Consider the following 17478-nt stretch of genomic DNA (forward strand, 5'->3'; position numbering starts at 1 on the left):
GGTTGTGACGGGTTGCGGGCAGGTGGGCTGTCGGTGGGGTCAGGAACAATGGTTCGAAGGGCGTATACGAAGGAGGCACCGTGACCGACGGTCCGCTGATCGTTCAGAGTGACAAAACGCTGCTGCTGGAGGTCGACCACGAGTTGGCCGGTGCGGCGCGGCAAGCCATCGCGCCGTTCGCCGAGTTGGAGCGGGCGCCGGAGCACGTGCACACCTATCGAGTGACGCCGTTGGCGCTGTGGAACGCGCGCGCGGCGGGGCACGACGCCGAGCAGGTGGTGGACGCCCTGGTCAGCTTCTCGCGTTATGCGGTGCCGCAGCCGCTGTTGGTGGACATCGTCGACACTATGGCCCGCTATGGGCGGCTACAGCTGGTGAAGAACCCGGCGCACGGGCTCACGCTGGTCAGCTTGGATCGGGCGGTGCTCGCGGAAGTGCTGCGGCACAAGAAGATCGCGCCGATGCTCGGCGACCGTGTCGATGAGGACACCGTGGTGGTGCACCCGTCGGAGCGCGGTCACATCAAGCAGATGCTGTTGAAAATCGGCTGGCCCGCCGAGGATCTGGCGGGCTACGTCGACGGCGAGGCGCACGCGATCGACCTGGACTACGCCGGTGGGCACTGGCATCTGCGCGATTACCAGGAGATGGCCGCGGATTCTTTCTGGGCGGGCGGGTCCGGTGTGGTGGTGCTGCCGTGTGGCGCGGGCAAAACCATGGTCGGCGCCGCCGCTATGGCCAAGGCGAAGGCGACCACATTGATCCTGGTCACCAATACCGTGGCCGGTCGGCAGTGGCGTCGCGAGCTGCTGGCGCGCACCTCGCTGACCGAGGACGAGATCGGCGAGTACTCCGGCGAACGCAAGGAGGTCCGGCCGGTCACCATCGCGACCTACCAGGTGATCACGCGTCGCACCAAGGGCGAGTACAAGCATCTGGAGCTGTTCGACAGCCGCGACTGGGGCCTGGTCATCTACGACGAGGTGCACCTGCTGCCCGCTCCGGTCTTCCGGATGACCGCGGACCTGCAGTCGCGCCGCAGGCTCGGCCTCACCGCGACGCTGGTGCGTGAGGACGGCCGCGAGGGCGACGTGTTCTCGCTGATCGGCCCGAAGCGCTACGACGCGCCGTGGAAGGACATCGAGGCGCAGGGTTGGATCGCGCCCGCCGACTGTGTCGAGGTCCGGGTCACCCTCACCGACGCCGAACGAATGGCCTACGCGACCGCCGAACCGGAGGAACGCTACAAGCTGTGCTCAACGGCACACACGAAAATTGCTGTGGTGGAATCGATCCTGGACCAGCATCGGGACGCGCCGACGCTGGTGATCGGCGCCTACCTCGATCAGCTCGACGAACTCGGCGCCGAGCTGAACGCCCCGGTGATCAAGGGCTCCACGAAAACAAAAGAGCGCGAAGAACTTTTCGATGCCTTCCGGCGCGGTGAGATCCCGGTTCTGGTGGTGAGCAAAGTGGCGAATTTCTCCATCGATCTACCGGAAGCCTCGGTGGCGGTGCAGGTTTCGGGCACCTTCGGATCGCGCCAGGAGGAGGCGCAGCGGCTGGGAAGACTGCTGCGGCCGAAGCAGGATGGTGGCCAAGCCCACTTCTATTCGGTCGTCGCACGTGACACCCTGGACGCCGAATACGCCGCGCACCGTCAGCGTTTCCTCGCCGAACAGGGGTATGCCTATCGCATTACAGATGCCGACGACTTGCTGGGCCCCGCCATCGGCTGAGCGGCTGCCTGCCTTCGCTCGTCCCGAATAAGCCACGCCAATTAAGCGGAGGCGCAACCTCCGAAACGTGTGCTAGGAATGAAACGTGCGACGCTTCGAATTCGCGGTCGACCGCAAGCATGCGCATGCGGTCAACGAGGTCTTCGCCGACCTGCGTCGATTGCGCGTCATGGCGATCGCTGCCGCGATCATCGCCGCGACCGGCGCCGCCTACCTGATCTGGCTCGATCATCCGTGGGCCTACCTGCTCGCGGTCGCCTTCGCGCTCGGCGCGGTAACGTCGCTGTGGGTGGCGCTGTGGACCCCGCACCGGTCCAGCATCGACAAGCTCTACGCCGACGGTGAACTCGTACCCGCGGTCGTATCCGAAACCCACCCGAACGGGGTCGTGTTGCTCGCCCTTGTCGATGTCTCGAAGCCGGAGACGGCCGATCCGCGCTACGCGCTGGTGATCAGGAAGGTCAGGGATCTGCCCGGCCACCAGAAGCGGGCGGGTGAACGGGTGCCGTCGGTCGCGGTGCGCACCGATCGAGCGCCACGGCAGGCGGGCGAGCGGTGGCAATCGGTCAGTGCCATGCCGATCGCGTGGGGCACTCGCGACGACACCGTCATCGAACGGGCCCGCGCCGCGATCAGCGAGACCGAATGGCGCTTGCTCACCGACAATCTCGCGCTCGCCGACAAGGTTCGCCGCACCTCGGCCAAACGACTGCTGCTCGACCCGCACCACCTACCCGATGACCTCGGCGCGTGAATTCCGCTGTGATCTTCCAGAATTTTCCTTGCCCGCCCGAATAGACTCTGTGGATGGTGCCCGCTTCCAATCTGCTGGCCTTCGTCGCCGCATCGTTCCTCATTATCGTCATTCCAGGTCCCGGTGTGCTCTTCACCGTTGGCCGGGCCCTCGCACTCGGCAGGCGCGCGGCCCTGGTTTCGGCCCTAGGTCATGCGGCGGGGGTCTTCTTCGCACTGCTTTTCGTCGCGATCGGCCTCGGCACACTGCTCGCGGCATCGGCGATCGCGCTCACCGTGGTGAAATTCGCGGGCGCACTGTATTTGATGTATCTCGGCATCCAGGCGATCCGGGAGCGCAAGACGTTGCGGGAGTCGCTCGGCGTGCGGGTCGATCCGGTCTCCGATGCTCGGGTCTTCCGGCAGAGCATCTTCGTCGGGATCACGAATCCGAAGGCGATCGTCTTCTTCTCGGCGGTGCTCCCGCATTTCGCCGACCCCGACGCGGGGCGGCTGCCGCTGCAGATGCTGATCTTCGGCACCATCTTCCTGGCCATCGCGGTGATCTCCGACAGCGCCTGGGGACTGCTCGCCGCGCAGGCCCGGACCTGGTTCGCGCGGTCGCCACGCCGGCTGGAGACGGTCGGCGCGGCGGGCGGTGTGATGATCGTCGGCCTCGGTGCGTCGGTGGCGCTGACCGGCACCGCCGACTGAAGCGGCTACCATCCAGCAGTGCTGATCAGGGGTGCTCTTCGTAATTTCGCGAGGCCGCCCGCGGGAGTCGTTCGCGCGGAGTCGGCGCGCTTGCGGGAGGGTTTCAGCGGCGGTGGAGAAGGGGTGATGGTCGAATGAGGTTGTCCGGCATATTGTGCGCCGCGGCTGCGGGCGCGCTGCTGGCGGTCTCGTCAGCGCCCGTGAACGCGGATCCGCTGGTCGGGTCGCCGGGGCTGGGCGATCCGTATTATCCGCTCGACGGCAATGGTGGCTACGACGTCGGCCATTACGACGTCACCCTCGACTACGACCCGCCGACTCACCTGCTCACCGCGACCACTCGCATCGACGCCACCGCCACCCAGGCACTGCGGGCGTTCAACCTGGACTTCAATGGCCCAGAGGTGCGGATGGTGTCGGTGAACAATCTGCCCGCCGCCTTCGACCGCAACGGCGAGCACGAACTCACTGTGACGCCACTGCTTCCGCTGCTGCCCGGCCTGCCCTTCACGGTGACCGTGGATTACGCGGGCCCCGCCGCCGACAGCGCGGGGGAGGGGTGGACGCTCGCGCCCGGCGGCGGCGCGTTCGTCGCCGGTGAACCGCATTCCGCGTCCAGTTGGTACCCGTTGAACGACACACTGTCGGACAAGGCCACCTTCGCCGTGCACGCGACCGTGCCCGCGGAATGGGAAGTGGTATCCAACGGTGTTCGTACGCGGAACACGGTCGCCGACGGCAAACGGACGGTCGGCTGGGAAGCGCATCAGCCGGTCCTTGGCTACCTGACCACCATCGCGATCGACCGCTTCAGCTTTCTGGATCAACGTCGCGCCAACGGTACCCCGCTGATCAGCGCGTTCGCCCCCGACGCCGAACGCAGCAGGGAAACCGAGCAGCGGCTGCCGGAAATCCTCGACTTCATCGAATCCCTTTACGGCCCTTACCCATTCGAGTCGTCAGGCGGGATCTACGTCGACGCGGACCTGAACTTCTCGCTGGAAACCCAGACCCGCCCGATTTATGCGCCATGGACCGATCTACAGACCGTGGTGCACGAAATCACCCATCAATGGTGGGGTGATTCGGTATCGGTCCGGCAGTGGTCGGATATCTGCCTGAACGAGTGTTTCGCCAGCTATACCGCCGACTACCTGTGGCCGGAGCGAATGGACGGTACCGACGTCGACGCCGAATACCACAAGACCATCGAAAAATACCGCGACATCCAGAAGTTCTGGGATATATCGCTGGCGAATCCGGGCGTGGGAAACGAATTCACCTCCGTCTATTATCGCGGCCCGCTATTCCTGCACGCATTGCGCAAACAGCTCGGTGACAACGTGTTCTTCCCTGCCGTCCGGGAATTCAATGCCGCGCATGCCTACGCCAACGCCTCGATGCCGCAGTTCCGCACCTTCATGCAATCGAAGTCCCCGACCGATCTGACCGGCTTCTTCGACGCCTGGCTCGATAAGACGGAACTGCCTGCCGACGAGTACCTCTACCCGGGTGTACTGCGCGGGTAGCGCGGCTTACTGGTCGACGACGCGCTCACGAGCTCGTTGTACACATCGCTCGACCCGGTCGAGTTGCTTTTGAGCAGAACGTAATCGGTCTCGCGCATCGTGATCGGCCGCGCGCGCGAACTGCTTCTGCTGTTCGGCGTGTGCGAGCTCCTCGCGCAGTGCCGTCAGGTGAGATTCGCTGTCGGCCAACTGATTCGCCGCATATTGCGCCGCCGCCTGCGCTGAATCTATTGCTGTGCGGGCAGATTCGAGTGCATCGAGTGCGTCGGCCAGCTCTCGGCGTGCCTCCTCATCCGGGCCGGTGGTGGGAGGTGGTGGTGTATCCACGTCATCGACCGCGGCGAGGATGGGTCCCGCGGGCCCGAAGCCGTCGTAGGTGGCGGCGGTGGTCAGCGTCCCTGCGCGCACCCGCTCGGCCACCTCGGTATCGGCGAGTGCGGCGGTGAGCGTCTGGCTCACCTCGCGCAGTACGGCCTCGCCGACCGGATGGCCGTGCTCGGCGGCCAGTGTCGCGGCCCGTTTGGCGAGGGCGTTCACCAGTTGCTGACGCTGTGCGCTCAGGCTGCGCAACTGTGTGCCCGATAGCTGCCGCTGCGCGGTGCGCAGGGCCGTGCCGAGTCGCAACAGTGCTTCGACATCGCCGGGTTCCGCGCGTGCCAGCAGGTTCACCGTCCACGCGGTGAGCGTGGGTTTGCGCAACTTGGCGATGGCCGCCGCGAGCTGTTTGTCGCCCGCGGCTTTGGCGGCCTTGACCCGCTCGGCTCTCGCGGCAACGAACTGACCAGGGTCGAGCCCGTACAAGTCGCCGGAAACCGCCTCGAGGGTCATACTTTCCAAGCGTAACGATCTCACCTCGGTGTGCGACAGAGTGCACGGATTGTATGCACGTCCACGGTGGACGAAGCGTGAAAGGTATTGATAGTGAACTACTTTGGATTCCAGCTCCTGGGCCGCCTGCTCCCGACCATCCTCGGCCTCGCGATGCTGGGTATGTACTCGGGGTACTGAGCACCGCCCACTCCCGCCCGCGGGGCTTGCCGAGGGTCATCCCCATTGCTGATGCGATTGTGGCGACCGTGAGGGTATCCTCACCGCGTTCACGACTGACGTGAACGCGTTCGGTGAGAGAGGTTTTCAGGTGAAGTTCCCAGGAACGAGGCTGCTCGCACGTATAGTGCTTGCCCTCCTGGCGGTGGCCGCGGTCGCGGTCGCGGTAACCGGTTGTTCGGCAATCGAGGATGCGAGCAAGTCCGACACGGCCAAGGCCGAGGTCGGTGACTGCATCAATGTCATCAAGGGCTCGGCCGTCGATTCCAAGACCGAACCGGTCGATTGCTCGTCGGAAAAGGCCGTCTACAAGATTGCGCAGACCTACGACACGAAGACCGATTGCGCGCAGGATTACACCTCCTACGAGGAGACGATGAACGGCGGTACCACCGCGTTCCTGTGCCTGGCGCCGAACTTCAAGCAGGGCAGCTGCTACGCCGATAACAGCCTCACCGGTTACCAATTCGCGGACTGCGCCGCTACCGAAGCCAGCTTCAAGGTGATCCAGCGCATCGACGGGCAGGTCGATGAATTGCTGTGCGGTTCGGACTCCGACAAGTTCATCACCGTTGCCGATCCCAAGACGACCTTCTGCCTCGGCAAAGTCAACGGCTGATCACGCACCGATTATTCGAGTAGTGCGACCGACGCGATCCGGTGCAGTGTGAAGTGCCGGACCGCGCCGGTCACCGGGTCCAACGCGTCGAGCTGCCCATTACCCACCTTCAACGGCTCGACCACTCGCTGGGTCGCGACGCCCTGCGCGTCGACATAGCCGATATTGACCGATCGCCGCACCCGCGCCGCCAATTGCAGCAATGCCAGTGTCGCCTGGGTGCTGGTCCGGGTGCCATCGGTGCGTACCGCCTGTCCATAGCGGGCGCTGGCGGCGCGTTCGCCCGCCCGCAGCTCCGCAACCAGCAACTCCAGCTGCTCGGTGCTCGGCGGCGTCGGCCGATAGGGCTGGCGGGCTTTCGGCCGGACCACGATCCGTGCGCCACGCGGCCGCAGATCGACGATTGTGCCTCCTGAGTCCTCTCCAGCGGGCGCGAATCCCGCCGCGCGCAATTGTTCGAGTACCTCGCCGAGCGGAGCCTGCGCGATCGCGACAGAGGGGGCGATGGCCCGCAACGCCAGAGTGCGGGCGACCGGCGCGCCGAGCACCTGCGCAAGTAATGCCGGGTCGTCACTGCGTACGAAAGACTGCGCCATCCCGGCGCGTAGCTGTCCATGGCGCCGGGCGACATCGTCGATCAGATAGGTCAGTGCCTGCGGAACCGGCGTGCGTGAGTGCATCGTGAACAACCCGTGCAACTCCGCCGCCGTCAGGCCGGCGTCCAACGCGCGCCGGACCGAGGTTTCGCCGACTCGATAAACCGTTGCCGCCCCAGCGGATTCGACATCCGCGACCAGTGCGACGCGCTGCTGCAATTCCGGGGTGAGCGGGCCGGGCGCGATCACCGTCAGATCCGCTTGAACCAGCACATGGTCGACCGGATCCGGTAGCGCCGACTCCATCGCCGCCTCGGCATCGGCCGCGCTCGTCGCCGCGCCGTGCAAAAGCGCCCGAGCGGGTGAACCGAGTGCGCCACGTCCGATAAAACCGATAGCCGCCGCTTCGGCGAGGATGTGCTCCACGGCTTCCGAGCGAAAATGCCTGCGCCAACGGGGCGATCGCCATGCCATGATCCGGCCGATATCGGCGGGGTCCACTGCCGTCCCGGAGGGATATTCGGCAAGCAGGTTCAAGACCGCCCGCCGGTCGCGCGGCGCGTGCGCGGTCCGCAGTTCGATCGAGAGCGCCGCCAGCGGTTTGTCATTGGCATCGCGCATCCCGATCATCCACGGCATCCGGTCCAAATCCAGCCAGGCCAGCGCGAGCATCGCCCAGCGACGCGCGGGCGGCGCCTCACGCCAGCCGTCGGCCGCGGGTGTTGGTGCCCAGAAGTCGTCGGCGGAATCGAATTCCGGCGGCGGATCCGGCAGCCCCTTCTCGACAAGCCGCGCCGCCGCGAGTAGTTCGACCAGCAGCCCGGCCCGCGCTTCGTCGACCCCGGTCTGCTTGGCGATCCTGCGCAACTCGCGCACACCGAGCCCACCGGCCCGCAATGCGGGAGCAGGCGCCTGGCCCAGCGCCTCGAGCACATCCGTGCAGTGCCGCAGTAGTTCGCCGACCTCGCCGGCCGCCACCGCGTTCACCTCCGCGGAGGTCTGCTTGGACAGTCGCGGTTCGGGCGGCATCAGCGCGTGCGGGTCCGTTACCGGCTCCCTGCGCAGCACCTGACCGACGGTGACCGGAAGCTCGACGGTCTCCTCGTCGATCCAACGCAGCAGCCGACGCGACAACAACTGTTGAATCGGGCGGTCGACCGGTGTGCCCGGTGCGGCGTCCCTGGTGCGCCCACGCGGGCCGGTAGCGGCCAGCTTGTCCAACAGCGCCCGCTCGGGTGGCGCGATCTCGGCAAGCCCCGTGACCACCTCCGACTCGGTGAGCGAATCCGGAATCTGCGTGGTGCTGCCGATAGGCCACGGCAGTCCCTCCGTGGCGGCCGGAACCAGATGCAGGTCGTCACCGGAGGTCCAGACCAGCGCGCGGTCGGTCAAGCGCGCCAACGCGACCTTCAACGCCGCGGCGGTCACCCGTTCGCCCAACTGCACGTGCAAGTCGTTGCGCGATAGCGGGGTCGCGGGCCGATCCGACCGCGTGACACCGTGAACCGCAAGGGCTTCCACCACAGCGAACTCGAGCGTGTCGAGATCATCGGTGGCGCGCAGCACCGACGCGCGCTGCTCGGCGCGCGCGGCAAGCACCGTCATCGACGACGGCAACGGCACCGCGAGATCAGGCCGCAGCTCGAGCAGGGCCACCAGTTGGGCATCAGTTCGGGAGCCGAGCCAATCGGCCAGCGAATCGGTTGCAGTCATACTCGCCCAATCCTCCGCGACACCTGCCGACTCCGAAAATCAGTCATTGCGTCACGACCTTAGACGCGGCGAATCAGCGCCCGCTTGGCGACGTGCCAGAATGGAGCCGTGGTGAACAAATCGAAGAAACCCTATGTCGATAATGGCTGGCCATCAGCGGCCGACGGTGAGCATGTGGTCACCGAACTCTCGTCGGCCCGCTCCGGCGGCCTCTCACCATACGGTGAAGACACCGAGTTTCCGGTTCCCGTAGACCAACTGCCCTACATGCACCCGAATACCGTAATCAACCGTTGAGCCTCGAGCGTTCGGTCCTGCGCTGAGCGCACGACCGAGCGTCAAACCTTGGCCGGACAAACGAGAGCCCCCACATCGCCGTTGATGTGGGGGCTCTCGTCGTCACTGCGAGGCTCAGGAGGGGAGAAGTCCCTTGTTGGCCTCGAAGAAGTTCACGATGCTCGGATCGAGCTGGGTGTTGTTCGACTTGGCGCCATTGAGGAAGTTCAGGGCTTCCTGTGGGATCTGGACGCCTTGCGACTGGACCACGGCAACTGCGCGGTCTACGGCAGAGTAGACCTGCTGCGAGCTGTCGGTGGCGTGGGTTCCGTCGGCGGCCTGGGTTTCGAGGGCCGGGGCAGACGGCTGCCAATGCGGGGTCTCTGCGGCATGTGGTGCGGTGCGCTCTGTCGGGGCGCTGCTCAGTCCGAGGTTGGACGAGCAGGAAGGCCAAGCGCCCCAGCCCTGGGATGCGAGCACCTTCTCGGCGACGGCGATCTGCTGTTCACGGCTGGCCTGGTTGGCGGTCGAGGCGTACTGGCCGCCTCCGTGCGCGCTCCAGGTGCTCGGCGAGAACTGCAGCCCGCCCTGGAAACCGTTGCCGGTGTTGATGCCCCAGTTGCCGCCGGCCTCGCACTGCGCGAGACGGTCCCAGTCGGAGTCCGGTGCCGCAGCGGCGTTGCCGGCGAAGGCTACACCGGCGGTGCCGATGATGGCGCCGGTAACGGCGACCTTGGCAACGGTACGCCCGGTGGAGGTTGGCTTGCGATGGCGTCCACTCATATCCGGTTCGTCTGCCTCTCCTACGCGCCTGCAAATGGTTCGGACTGAGAGGTCGTCCGCCCGCCCTCACCCCTATTTCCGTCGGGGTCCGGTACCCGCGGGGTGAGGTTCGGTGCGGCGGGCCGGTGGTTGCCGGTTGTCCCGGCTGGGTACGACCGTACGACGATCTACGCGAAAAATCACCATTTGGTAACCGGCGTGTACGCGTGCGTCTCGGACTGGTCTCGGACGGGTCAGAAGGGCGTCCGCGCAGCTGAGAACCATTGCGAACGCGCCGATAAAGGGCCGTCACCAGTCCGTGACCCTGTCGTTATGTGACCAGGATCACATCCAGGATTCGGTAACGATTACCCCGGGTATCCGTGTTCGCGTCACCTAGACCTGCGACCTGACCACAGGGCGTACCCGATACCGATCAGGAATCCGAGCGGCGCGAGCATCGCCGTCAGGTACAGCCACAGCCCCGGCGAGGAATCACTGAGGATCGGTGTCAGGAAAATCGCGACAATTGCCAGCAATCCGATCGCGAACAGGCCGAGCGCGAGATACAACAGCCGGTCGCCCCCGCGACGCGGAGACGGGCTCGGAGGTGGTGGCGCGGGTGGGTTCGTCACGCGAAGACCGTAAAACTGATGTGCTTGCGTTATCGGCACCGGGGTAGACTCTTTGCAATCGCGTCCTGCATGCCTGTGGGGCGCGTTCTTTTCGCAAACTGTCAGGATCTGCTCGCGCGTTCGCGCGGCGGGTCCCGGGCAGACGGATGTGCTCGGGCCGTTGGGGTTCCGAGTTTCGAATGATGAACGGGTGAGCGCAGTGCCGACCGGCAGGGTGAAGTGGTACGACGTCGAAAAGGGCTTCGGCTTCCTTTCCCAGGACGAGGGGGAGGATGTCTATGTCCGTTCTTCTGCGCTGCCCGACGGCATCGAAGCGCTCAAGCCTGGCCAGCGCGTCGAGTTCGGAATGGCCGCGGGCCGTCGTGGCCCGCAGGCGCTGAGCCTGAAGGTGCTCGAGGCGCCGCCGTCGGTCCGTCATAGCCAGGACCGCGAGCGCGGCGGCCATAAGGAGCCGGTCGTCCGTAAGCACACGCCGGACGAACTGCACGGGATGGTCGAGGACATGATCACCCTGCTGGAGGCGAAGGTGCAGCCGGATCTGCGCAAGGGCAAGTACCCGGATCGCAAGACGGCGCAACGGATTTCCGAGGTGGTGCGCGCGGTCGCGCGCGAACTCGATCACTGAGCGCCGGATCGCCGCCGTACGTCGCGGCGAGTGCGGGTATCGCAAGGCCGGGTCTGTTCGCGAAATCGCTTGGCGCGTGGGAAGTCCGCTACAGCGTGCTGATCGACCAGGCGGCGTGCGGCAGGTAGAACTCCTGGCCCGTCTCGTCTTTGGCGAGAATCGGCAGCTGCATTTCGACGCCGACCAGGCGCAGGTCCGGTTCCGGCTTCGAATCGATGGTCAGCGCGAGCGAGCCCTCCGGATAATCGTTGCGACTCACGATCTGGTCCACGGTTTCGCCATTGGGCAGCATGTAGACCAGCCGCGCGATCCATGGCGCGTCGGCGATCTTCTTCGGCAGCGACAGTTGCAGCGGGTAGCCCGGCGGCACCTCTAGGCGAACGGTCTTGCCGCTGAGGCAGTCCGGCGTTTCCTCGCCACAGGGCAGCCGCGAGAAGATCGAGCTGTTATCGGCGTCGGCGCCGCGTTCGGGCAGGATGTGGCAATCCTGCATGAGCGGTGTGCAGTATCCGTAGGGCGGCACCGTGACAGCCGTCCCGTGCGCGTATGCGGTGAGCTCGGGCTCGTGTTCTGGCGCGTCACGGATCAAGACCGCGAGCACGCCGACAAACGCGATGATGACCACCAGCAGAGCGGTCGTGCCGAGCGCGAGGATGGTGCGGGTCTTCTTGGTCACGACCGTGCCTCGCTCGACTCGATCGCGATGTCCGTGGTTGGCTCGCTGCGCTCACTCACAGATGGGATCTCCTGTCCCTCGTTGCATGCGTTGGGTTTCCGTGCCGCGTTGTTTGCCCGCTTCGGGGGCGTGCGGCCGGGCGGACGGTACTTCCTGCTCCGCGTGCTGTGGCCGATTGCCGCCGAGGCCGGGCAGCAGGGAATGACCACGGAAACTGACAAAGGTCTGGATCAGGCCGACCACGAGTATCCCCGATACGACCGCGAAGCCCTTCCAGTAGTCGGTGGGCAGCAGTACGCCCGCCGCGCCGCCGACCACCCAGCTCAGTTGCAGCACGGTCTCCGATCGGCCGAAACCGGAGGCGATGGATTCGGGCGGCAGGTCGTCCTGGATCGAGGCATCCAAGGACACCTTCGCCAGCGCGCTCGCGCCCGAGGCGACCAGGGTGGCCAGGCCGGCGCCGAGCAGGTTGTCGGTGAATATCGCGACCACCGCGACCAGGGTGCATGCCGCGGTGCAGCCGAGCACGATCAGCGACGGCTTGCCGAGTTTGATTCGCGCGCCGGTCGCGTTGCCGGTGAAGTTGCCGATCGCCGCCGCGACGCCGACCACACCGAGCATGGCCGCCTGCTGAACCGGACGATGCTCGGTCGCCTTGGCGACGAACGCTACATAGAAGGTGAGGAACCCGGTCAGCACCCGAATGGCGCTGTTGCCCCAGAGACCGGTGACTACCGAACGGCCCAGCGGCTGCCTGCGCCGCCGCGGCGGGATCGCGGATTCCGTTGCCGAATTCAGTATTTCGGTGTTGGCGTGATAACTGAGTGTCGCCGGGACCTCACCCTCGGTGACCTCGACCCAGCGCGGAATGCGCAGACTCAGATAGGCACCGGCGATGGCGAGCGCTGTCGCGAATGCGAGCGCGCCCGTCGAGCCCGCGATCGCGGCGGCGAGCGCGGCCAGCGCACCCGCGCCGATGGTGCCGCCGACCAGGCCGAACACGGTGAGTCGAGAGTTGGTGCGCACCAGATCAATATCGGGCGGCAGCACCCTTGGTGTCACCGCGCTCTTGAGCACCGAGAACGATTTACTCCCGATCATCATGCACAGGGCGAGGGGATACAGCGCCCAGGTATCGAACTCGATGATCAACACCACCGCGACCGCGGCGCGCAGGGCGAACGATGTGGCCAGCGCCAATCTGCGTCCGCGTTGCAGACGGTCGAGCAATGGTCCGATCAGCGGTGCGATCACCGCGAACGGTGCGATGGTGATCAGTAGATACAGCGCGACCTTCGACTTGCTCTCCGCGGTCGCGCTGGCGAAGAACAGCGTGTTCGCGAGCGCGACGGCGATCGCGGCATCGAGCGCGAAGTTCGCCATCGTCGCGTAGGTCAGCGCGGTTAGGCCCGACTTGTCGGCGCCATCCGCCTTGGCCGCGCGCTGGAAGCTCGCGATACCGCGCTTGGTCAGCTGTTGGCCGCGCATGGCGGCGACCCGGGTGACGGTCAGTTTGCGCGGGATACGTTGCGGATGCGCGGGGATGTCGTTCGGCGGTTGGGTGCCGGATGGTTGCTTGCGCATATCGGGTCCGGTCGGATCGGATCCGTGATCGGACATGCGGCGGGTTTCGAACTCGCCGCTCCCCGCTGGTTCCGACCGGCTCTCGGGCAGCGGCCGGGTCTGCGCGGGCGGCGGGCTCGCGGCGGGCCTGCGTGATCGCAGCGGCGGTAGTGGTCCGCGATCCGCGGGCGTGTTGGGCGGCGGATAGCGGTCGAACCCGGGATGGCGCTGGATCGGTGCAGCCTCCTCGCCATCCCACGGACCACGGTCAGGGCCGGAGGGATCACGGGGGGTAGTCACGCATTCAATTCTGACTCATCCACCGCTCGACGTCTTATGCCGGAGGTCGGTGCGTCGAAACTCTCCCGCCTGCTCGGGGGCGAATGCCCGGCTGACCGAGCGCAGGTGTGATCAGGTAGGCACAAATCGGACTTCGAACATGGTCGGCCAGTACTTGCCGGTGAGCATGAAGTGGTCGGTGCCGGGCAGTTGGGCGATGCCGTTGAGGGTGTCGGCGCTCGCGCGGACGGTAGCGGGGAGCAGGCCGGAGGCATCGATTACGGCCAGCACACTGCCGGTTGCGGGATCCAGGCGCAGGATCCGGTCGGTGGGCCAGTCGTTGGCGTATACCGAACCATCTGCGGCGCAATCGAGTTCGTTGAGGTGGACGCCGGGGTGGCTGGTGAACAGGACGGTGCCGGTGGGGGCGAAGGTGACCGGGTCGCGGAAGGTGAGTTTGTTGGTGCCGTTGCTCATCACCAGCCGGTCGCCCCGGGTGCATATGCCCCAGCCCTCGCCGTCGTAGCGCACCTGGGCGCGTTCGGTCAGCGTCCGTGGATCGCGGGCGAAGGCGATGTTGTTCTGCCAGGTGAGTTGCCAGAGGGTGTCGCCCGCGAGTGTGACGCCTTCACCGAAGTACGGCTCGGGCACCTCGGCGCGGGCCTGTTCGGCGCCGGTGGTCATGTCGACGGTGCGGACCGTCGACGCGCCCGGCATGCCGGTGCCTTCGTACAACACGTCGCCGTGAATCTCCAGGCCCTCGGTGAACGCCGTCGGATCGTGCGGACGGGTGTCGATGACCTCGATTTTCAGCCGAGGTACTGCGTCGTCGGTGCTGCTGCACCCGGTCAATGCGAGCATGCTGACCAGTACTGTGACGGCCAACGAACGCCGATTGCGCTCCATACGGCAAAATGTAGGCCGTGAGCGCAGTTTCTGTTTCGGAGTCCGGAGTGTGGCCGGTCCTGGCCGACGCCGTCGACGTGGCCCGTCGAGCGCTCGTCGAGTTGGAACCCTCGGGTGTCGGCGTGCATCTGGGGGTGACCGCCGAGGGCGACAGCGCGGCCACCCACCGGTTCGAGGCCACCCTGCCCGGCTATCGCGGCTGGCAGTGGGCCGTCGTCGTGGCGGCCGCACCCGGTGCTGGGTACGCGACGGTGAGCGAGTCGGCATTGCTGCCCGGGCCGGATGCGCTGGTCGCACCCGACTTCGTGCCGTGGGATCAGCGGGTTCGGCCGGGCGATCTCGCGCCGGGCGATCTGCTCGCCCCCGCGCCGGGCGATCCGCGGCTGGTTCCCGGCTATGTCGCGACCGGCGATCCGGTTGTCGACGAGGTCGCGCTCGAGGTCGGCCTCGGCCGCACCCAGGTACTGAGCCTCGAAGGCCGGGAGGAAGCTTCGGAGCGCTGGTACTCCGAATTCGGTCCCGACACCGATATGGCGAAGGCCGCCCCGTCAACCTGCGGCCTGTGCGGTTTCTACCTCCCGCTCGCCGGCTCGCTGCGCGCCGCGTTCGGTGTGTGCGGCAATGCGCTGGGCGCCGATGGTCGAGTGGTGCACGTCGAATACGGATGCGGCGCACACTCCGACACGGTGGCTCCCACCGGCGCGGGCTCGCCCCTGTGCGAGGCATACGACGACGCCGCTTTCGACGTGATCGCCCCGGAAGCCTCCCGCAAGACGGAATCGAACAGCGAGTCTCGGGCCGACTCCAGTGGGACCGATGCCGACCCCGACACCCCCGAATCAGGTAGCTCGGTCGAGGTGAACGGTGCAGCTGCGGGGTCCTCATCCGATACCACGGCCGAATCGAATTCGGCTGCCGAGCCGGCGACGGCTGCCGGTGTTGTGGATGTTCCTGTCGAGGTGAACGACGGCACTGTCGTGCGCGGCGATGCCGAGGCGGGGCCGGGCGCGGATCCAGCGAGTGACCGTTCGGCCGAATCGGTTTTGGATCGTGAGTCGTCGGAATCGGATGACGTGGCTTCGGGGAGCGCCGTCGACGCGCGACAGGCCCAGGTCGAGGTAGCCGGAGGAGTCGCGACAGACGAGCCGGTCGCGAGCGCCGAGGCGGTTGTGTCGGGGCCGAGCGCGGATGAGATCGCGTCGCAGCCGAAGTCGAGTGTCGAGTCGCCGTCGACCGCTGGGCAGGCACTTGCTGTGGAATCGGCCCAGAATCCTGAGGATGCTCCGCAGGGGCGTTCGGCCGATGACACCGCGCCGGTCGCGAGCGCCGAGGTGGCGCCGGATGCCGTGCGCTCGCCGAAGGTCGATGCTGTGGACGAGGCGATCGAGCGTGTGCGGCCGGAGCCCGAGTCATCGGCGCAGAGCTGAGCGACGCGGCCGGGGTATCCGATCCATTCGGTACCTCGGCGCTGCGTGCGGCGGTCCTGGCCGCCTGGCGTGATTCGCCGACGCGGTTGCGTGAGGATGCCGCCACCGAGGCGGATCTCGTTCGCGCCGGGTATCGCGATCGGCTGCTGACCGAGCTGGCGCAGAACGCGGCCGACGCCGCGACGAAGGCGGGCGTGCCGGGGCGGCTGCTGGTCTGGCTCGATGGCCGTGACTTGCATGTCGCGAATGACGGTGCGCCACTGGATGTTTCCGGCGTACATGCCCTCACCGCCTTGCGCGCGTCCGCGAAGGCGAATCCGGTGGCGAGCGTCGGCCGGTTCGGTGTCGGCTTCACCGCGGTGCTTTCGGTAAGCGACGACATCGAGGTTCGCTCCACCACCGGTTCACTGCACTTCTCCCGTCGGCGCACCCGAGAAGCCTTGCGCGCCAACGCGATCACCATGCCGGACTCGGTCGGTGCCTTCGACCCGCCCGTCCTACGACTCGCCTGGCCGCGCGAAACCCACCCTGTCGGCCACGCCGACACCGAGATAGTGCTCCGGCTACGCGACGATATAGACCCACCCGCGCTACTCGCCGCAATGCAAGCCGAAGCCATCGAGCTTCTGCTGGAACTGCCTGCCCTGCACAGCATCCGAATCGGCGACGACGAGCTGGCCTGCACGGTCACCCAACCGGGCCACCTCGGCCACACCTCGCGCGAACCGTGGCTCGAAGAATCGCCACCGGCCGATTCGCGGGGGCTGGATGTAGGCGCGGGCGAGCGAAATAGGTTGCGGGAGCTGCGTATTGATGGTCCGGGGCGTCAGCGTCGGATGTGGTGGGAGTATCGGACCGCGCGTGCTCGCTGGCTGCTGCCGTTGCGAGACGGCCGGCCGGTCGCGGCTGACCCGGATGTATTGCGGGCCCCGACCCGCTCTGACGAGGAGCTCTCGCTACCCGCCCTGCTGATCGCCGATATCCCCATGCAACCGGACCGTCGTCGCCTGTTGCCAGGGGCCCGCGTTGCCGAATTGGCGCAGGGTTACGCTGATTTCGCCCGTACCCTGCCGGTTCGCGACCGGCTCATCGTGGTCCCGGCGCCAGGCTTCGCACGCAGCGAGACCGATGGGCTGCTGCGCGAAGCGCTTGTCAGGGAACTTCAGACACATTCCTGGTTGCCGGTGGTGGCGGTCTCCGGTCCGGCGACAACCCGCGATGAATGGGAATCACCGTCGCCCAAGGGATCTCCAGGTAGCGGCATAGCGGCTGCGTCGGTGCCTGCGCCCGAAGCTGAAGAGGATCTCGGATTCGACGGTCCGGCAGCGTTCGGTTCCGGGCTCGAGCCGGATGCTGTTGGCCGAGGGCCGGGCAATGCGGAGGCCGTGGGCGGCGCTGTCGAGGTACCTACTCGGGCGAGTGTGTTCACCGGGTTGACAGCGGAATTGGCGGGGCTGCTCGATGATGTGGTTGGGCCACTGGTGATTCCGGCGCTGTCCGGGCGGGCGCATTCCGAGGCGCTCGGTGTGCTCGATGTGCATCGGATCGGGTTGGCGCGGCTTGCGGAGTTGTCCGGGGGATTGGAGCGGGCGCCGCAGTGGTGGTATTCGCTCTATTCGGCACTGGAGCCCTTTGTGGTG

15 protein-coding genes and 2 pseudogenes are annotated in these 17478 nt (G+C 66.6%); 10 read left to right on the top strand and 7 right to left on the bottom strand.

All coding sequences use genetic code 11. From position 1 onward, the window contains the following. The first annotated feature begins 80 nt into the window (after positions 1 to 80). From LKE06_RS10215 to LKE06_RS10230, 4 genes are all read left to right on the top strand, one after another. On the top strand, positions 81 to 1739 hold the full coding sequence (locus tag LKE06_RS10215; RefSeq protein ID WP_227998352.1) for a DNA repair helicase XPB: 1659 nt from the start codon (positions 81 to 83) through the stop codon (positions 1737 to 1739). 85 nt (positions 1740 to 1824) lie between these two features. Beyond that, entirely contained in the window at positions 1825 to 2493 is a 669-nt protein-coding gene (locus LKE06_RS10220; protein ID WP_227998353.1) for a DUF3239 domain-containing protein, read from the top strand. A 53-nt stretch (positions 2494 to 2546) separates the two neighbouring features. Further along, a complete protein-coding gene (locus LKE06_RS10225; protein ID WP_227998354.1) occupies positions 2547 to 3185 on the top strand; it encodes a LysE family translocator in 639 nt (212 codons plus the stop codon). 134 nt (positions 3186 to 3319) lie between these two features. Next, positions 3320 to 4714 carry a M1 family metallopeptidase gene (locus LKE06_RS10230; RefSeq protein WP_227998355.1) on the top strand — a complete coding sequence of 465 codons (1395 nt, stop codon included), beginning with the start codon at positions 3320 to 3322 and terminating at the stop codon, positions 4712 to 4714. A 6-nt stretch (positions 4715 to 4720) separates the two neighbouring features. Here LKE06_RS10230 and LKE06_RS10235 read toward each other — a convergent pair whose 3' ends face one another. Next, the gene (locus LKE06_RS10235) at positions 4721 to 5542 is read right to left on the bottom strand and encodes a hypothetical protein (protein WP_227998356.1); all 822 of its coding nucleotides are present in this window, start codon (positions 5540 to 5542) and stop codon (positions 4721 to 4723) included. A gap of 310 nt (positions 5543 to 5852) precedes the next feature. On the opposite strand from LKE06_RS10235, the gene LKE06_RS10240 reads away from it, so the two are divergent. Continuing rightward, positions 5853 to 6380: an LppU/SCO3897 family protein gene (locus LKE06_RS10240; protein ID WP_227998357.1), complete on the top strand. Its 528-nt coding sequence runs from the start codon at positions 5853 to 5855 to the stop codon at positions 6378 to 6380. An 11-nt stretch (positions 6381 to 6391) separates the two neighbouring features. On the opposite strand, the gene LKE06_RS10245 is transcribed toward LKE06_RS10240, so the two are convergent. Then, positions 6392 to 8689, bottom strand: a complete 2298-nt coding sequence (locus tag LKE06_RS10245; RefSeq protein WP_227998358.1) for a helicase-associated domain-containing protein — start codon at positions 8687 to 8689, stop codon at positions 6392 to 6394. Between the two features lie 108 nt (positions 8690 to 8797). Between LKE06_RS10245 and LKE06_RS10250 the strand changes: the two genes are divergently transcribed. After that, positions 8798 to 8986: a hypothetical protein gene (locus LKE06_RS10250; protein WP_227998359.1), complete on the top strand. Its 189-nt coding sequence runs from the start codon at positions 8798 to 8800 to the stop codon at positions 8984 to 8986. 114 nt (positions 8987 to 9100) lie between these two features. Here the strand turns inward: LKE06_RS10250 and LKE06_RS10255 are convergent, their stop codons facing one another. Both LKE06_RS10255 and LKE06_RS10260 read right to left on the bottom strand, forming a co-directional pair. Beyond that, a complete protein-coding gene (locus tag LKE06_RS10255; RefSeq protein ID WP_227998360.1) occupies positions 9101 to 9748 on the bottom strand; it encodes a resuscitation-promoting factor Rpf1 domain-containing protein in 648 nt (215 codons plus the stop codon). Between the two features lie 371 nt (positions 9749 to 10119). Next, a complete protein-coding gene (locus LKE06_RS10260) occupies positions 10120 to 10362 on the bottom strand; it encodes a hypothetical protein (RefSeq protein WP_227998361.1) in 243 nt (80 codons plus the stop codon). A gap of 199 nt (positions 10363 to 10561) precedes the next feature. Here LKE06_RS10260 and LKE06_RS10265 point away from each other — a divergent pair, with 199 nt between their 5' ends. After that, entirely contained in the window at positions 10562 to 10987 is a 426-nt protein-coding gene (locus tag LKE06_RS10265) for a cold-shock protein (RefSeq protein ID WP_227999386.1), read from the top strand. Between the two features lie 88 nt (positions 10988 to 11075). Here the strand turns inward: LKE06_RS10265 and LKE06_RS10270 are convergent, their stop codons facing one another. The 3 genes from LKE06_RS10270 to LKE06_RS10280 form a co-directional block, all read right to left on the bottom strand. Next, a complete protein-coding gene (locus tag LKE06_RS10270) occupies positions 11076 to 11663 on the bottom strand; it encodes a DUF2771 domain-containing protein (protein WP_227998362.1) in 588 nt (195 codons plus the stop codon). 51 nt (positions 11664 to 11714) lie between these two features. Then, complete coding sequence (locus LKE06_RS10275) at positions 11715 to 13526, bottom strand: MFS transporter (protein WP_227998363.1); 1812 nt, start codon at positions 13524 to 13526, stop codon at positions 11715 to 11717. A 111-nt stretch (positions 13527 to 13637) separates the two neighbouring features. Next, positions 13638 to 14411, bottom strand: a complete 774-nt coding sequence (locus LKE06_RS10280) for a glutaminyl-peptide cyclotransferase (protein WP_227998364.1) — start codon at positions 14409 to 14411, stop codon at positions 13638 to 13640. 17 nt (positions 14412 to 14428) lie between these two features. On the opposite strand from LKE06_RS10280, the gene LKE06_RS33110 reads away from it, so the two are divergent. The 3 genes and pseudogenes from LKE06_RS33110 to LKE06_RS33120 all read left to right on the top strand — a co-directional run. Next, entirely contained in the window at positions 14429 to 15838 is a 1410-nt protein-coding gene (locus LKE06_RS33110; RefSeq protein ID WP_372477318.1) for a DUF3027 domain-containing protein, read from the top strand. Between the two features lie 194 nt (positions 15839 to 16032). Continuing rightward, positions 16033 to 16167 (top strand): annotated as a pseudogene (locus LKE06_RS33115) (hypothetical protein); the annotation flags it as partial. Further along, positions 16152 to 16631: pseudogene (locus tag LKE06_RS33120) on the top strand (hypothetical protein); the annotation flags it as partial. The pseudogenes LKE06_RS33115 and LKE06_RS33120, both read left to right, overlap by 16 nt. Between the last annotated feature and the right edge of the window lie 847 nt (positions 16632 to 17478).

It is taken from the genome of Nocardia australiensis (genome assembly GCF_020733705.1).
Classification (GTDB): domain Bacteria; phylum Actinomycetota; class Actinomycetes; order Mycobacteriales; family Mycobacteriaceae; genus Nocardia; species Nocardia australiensis.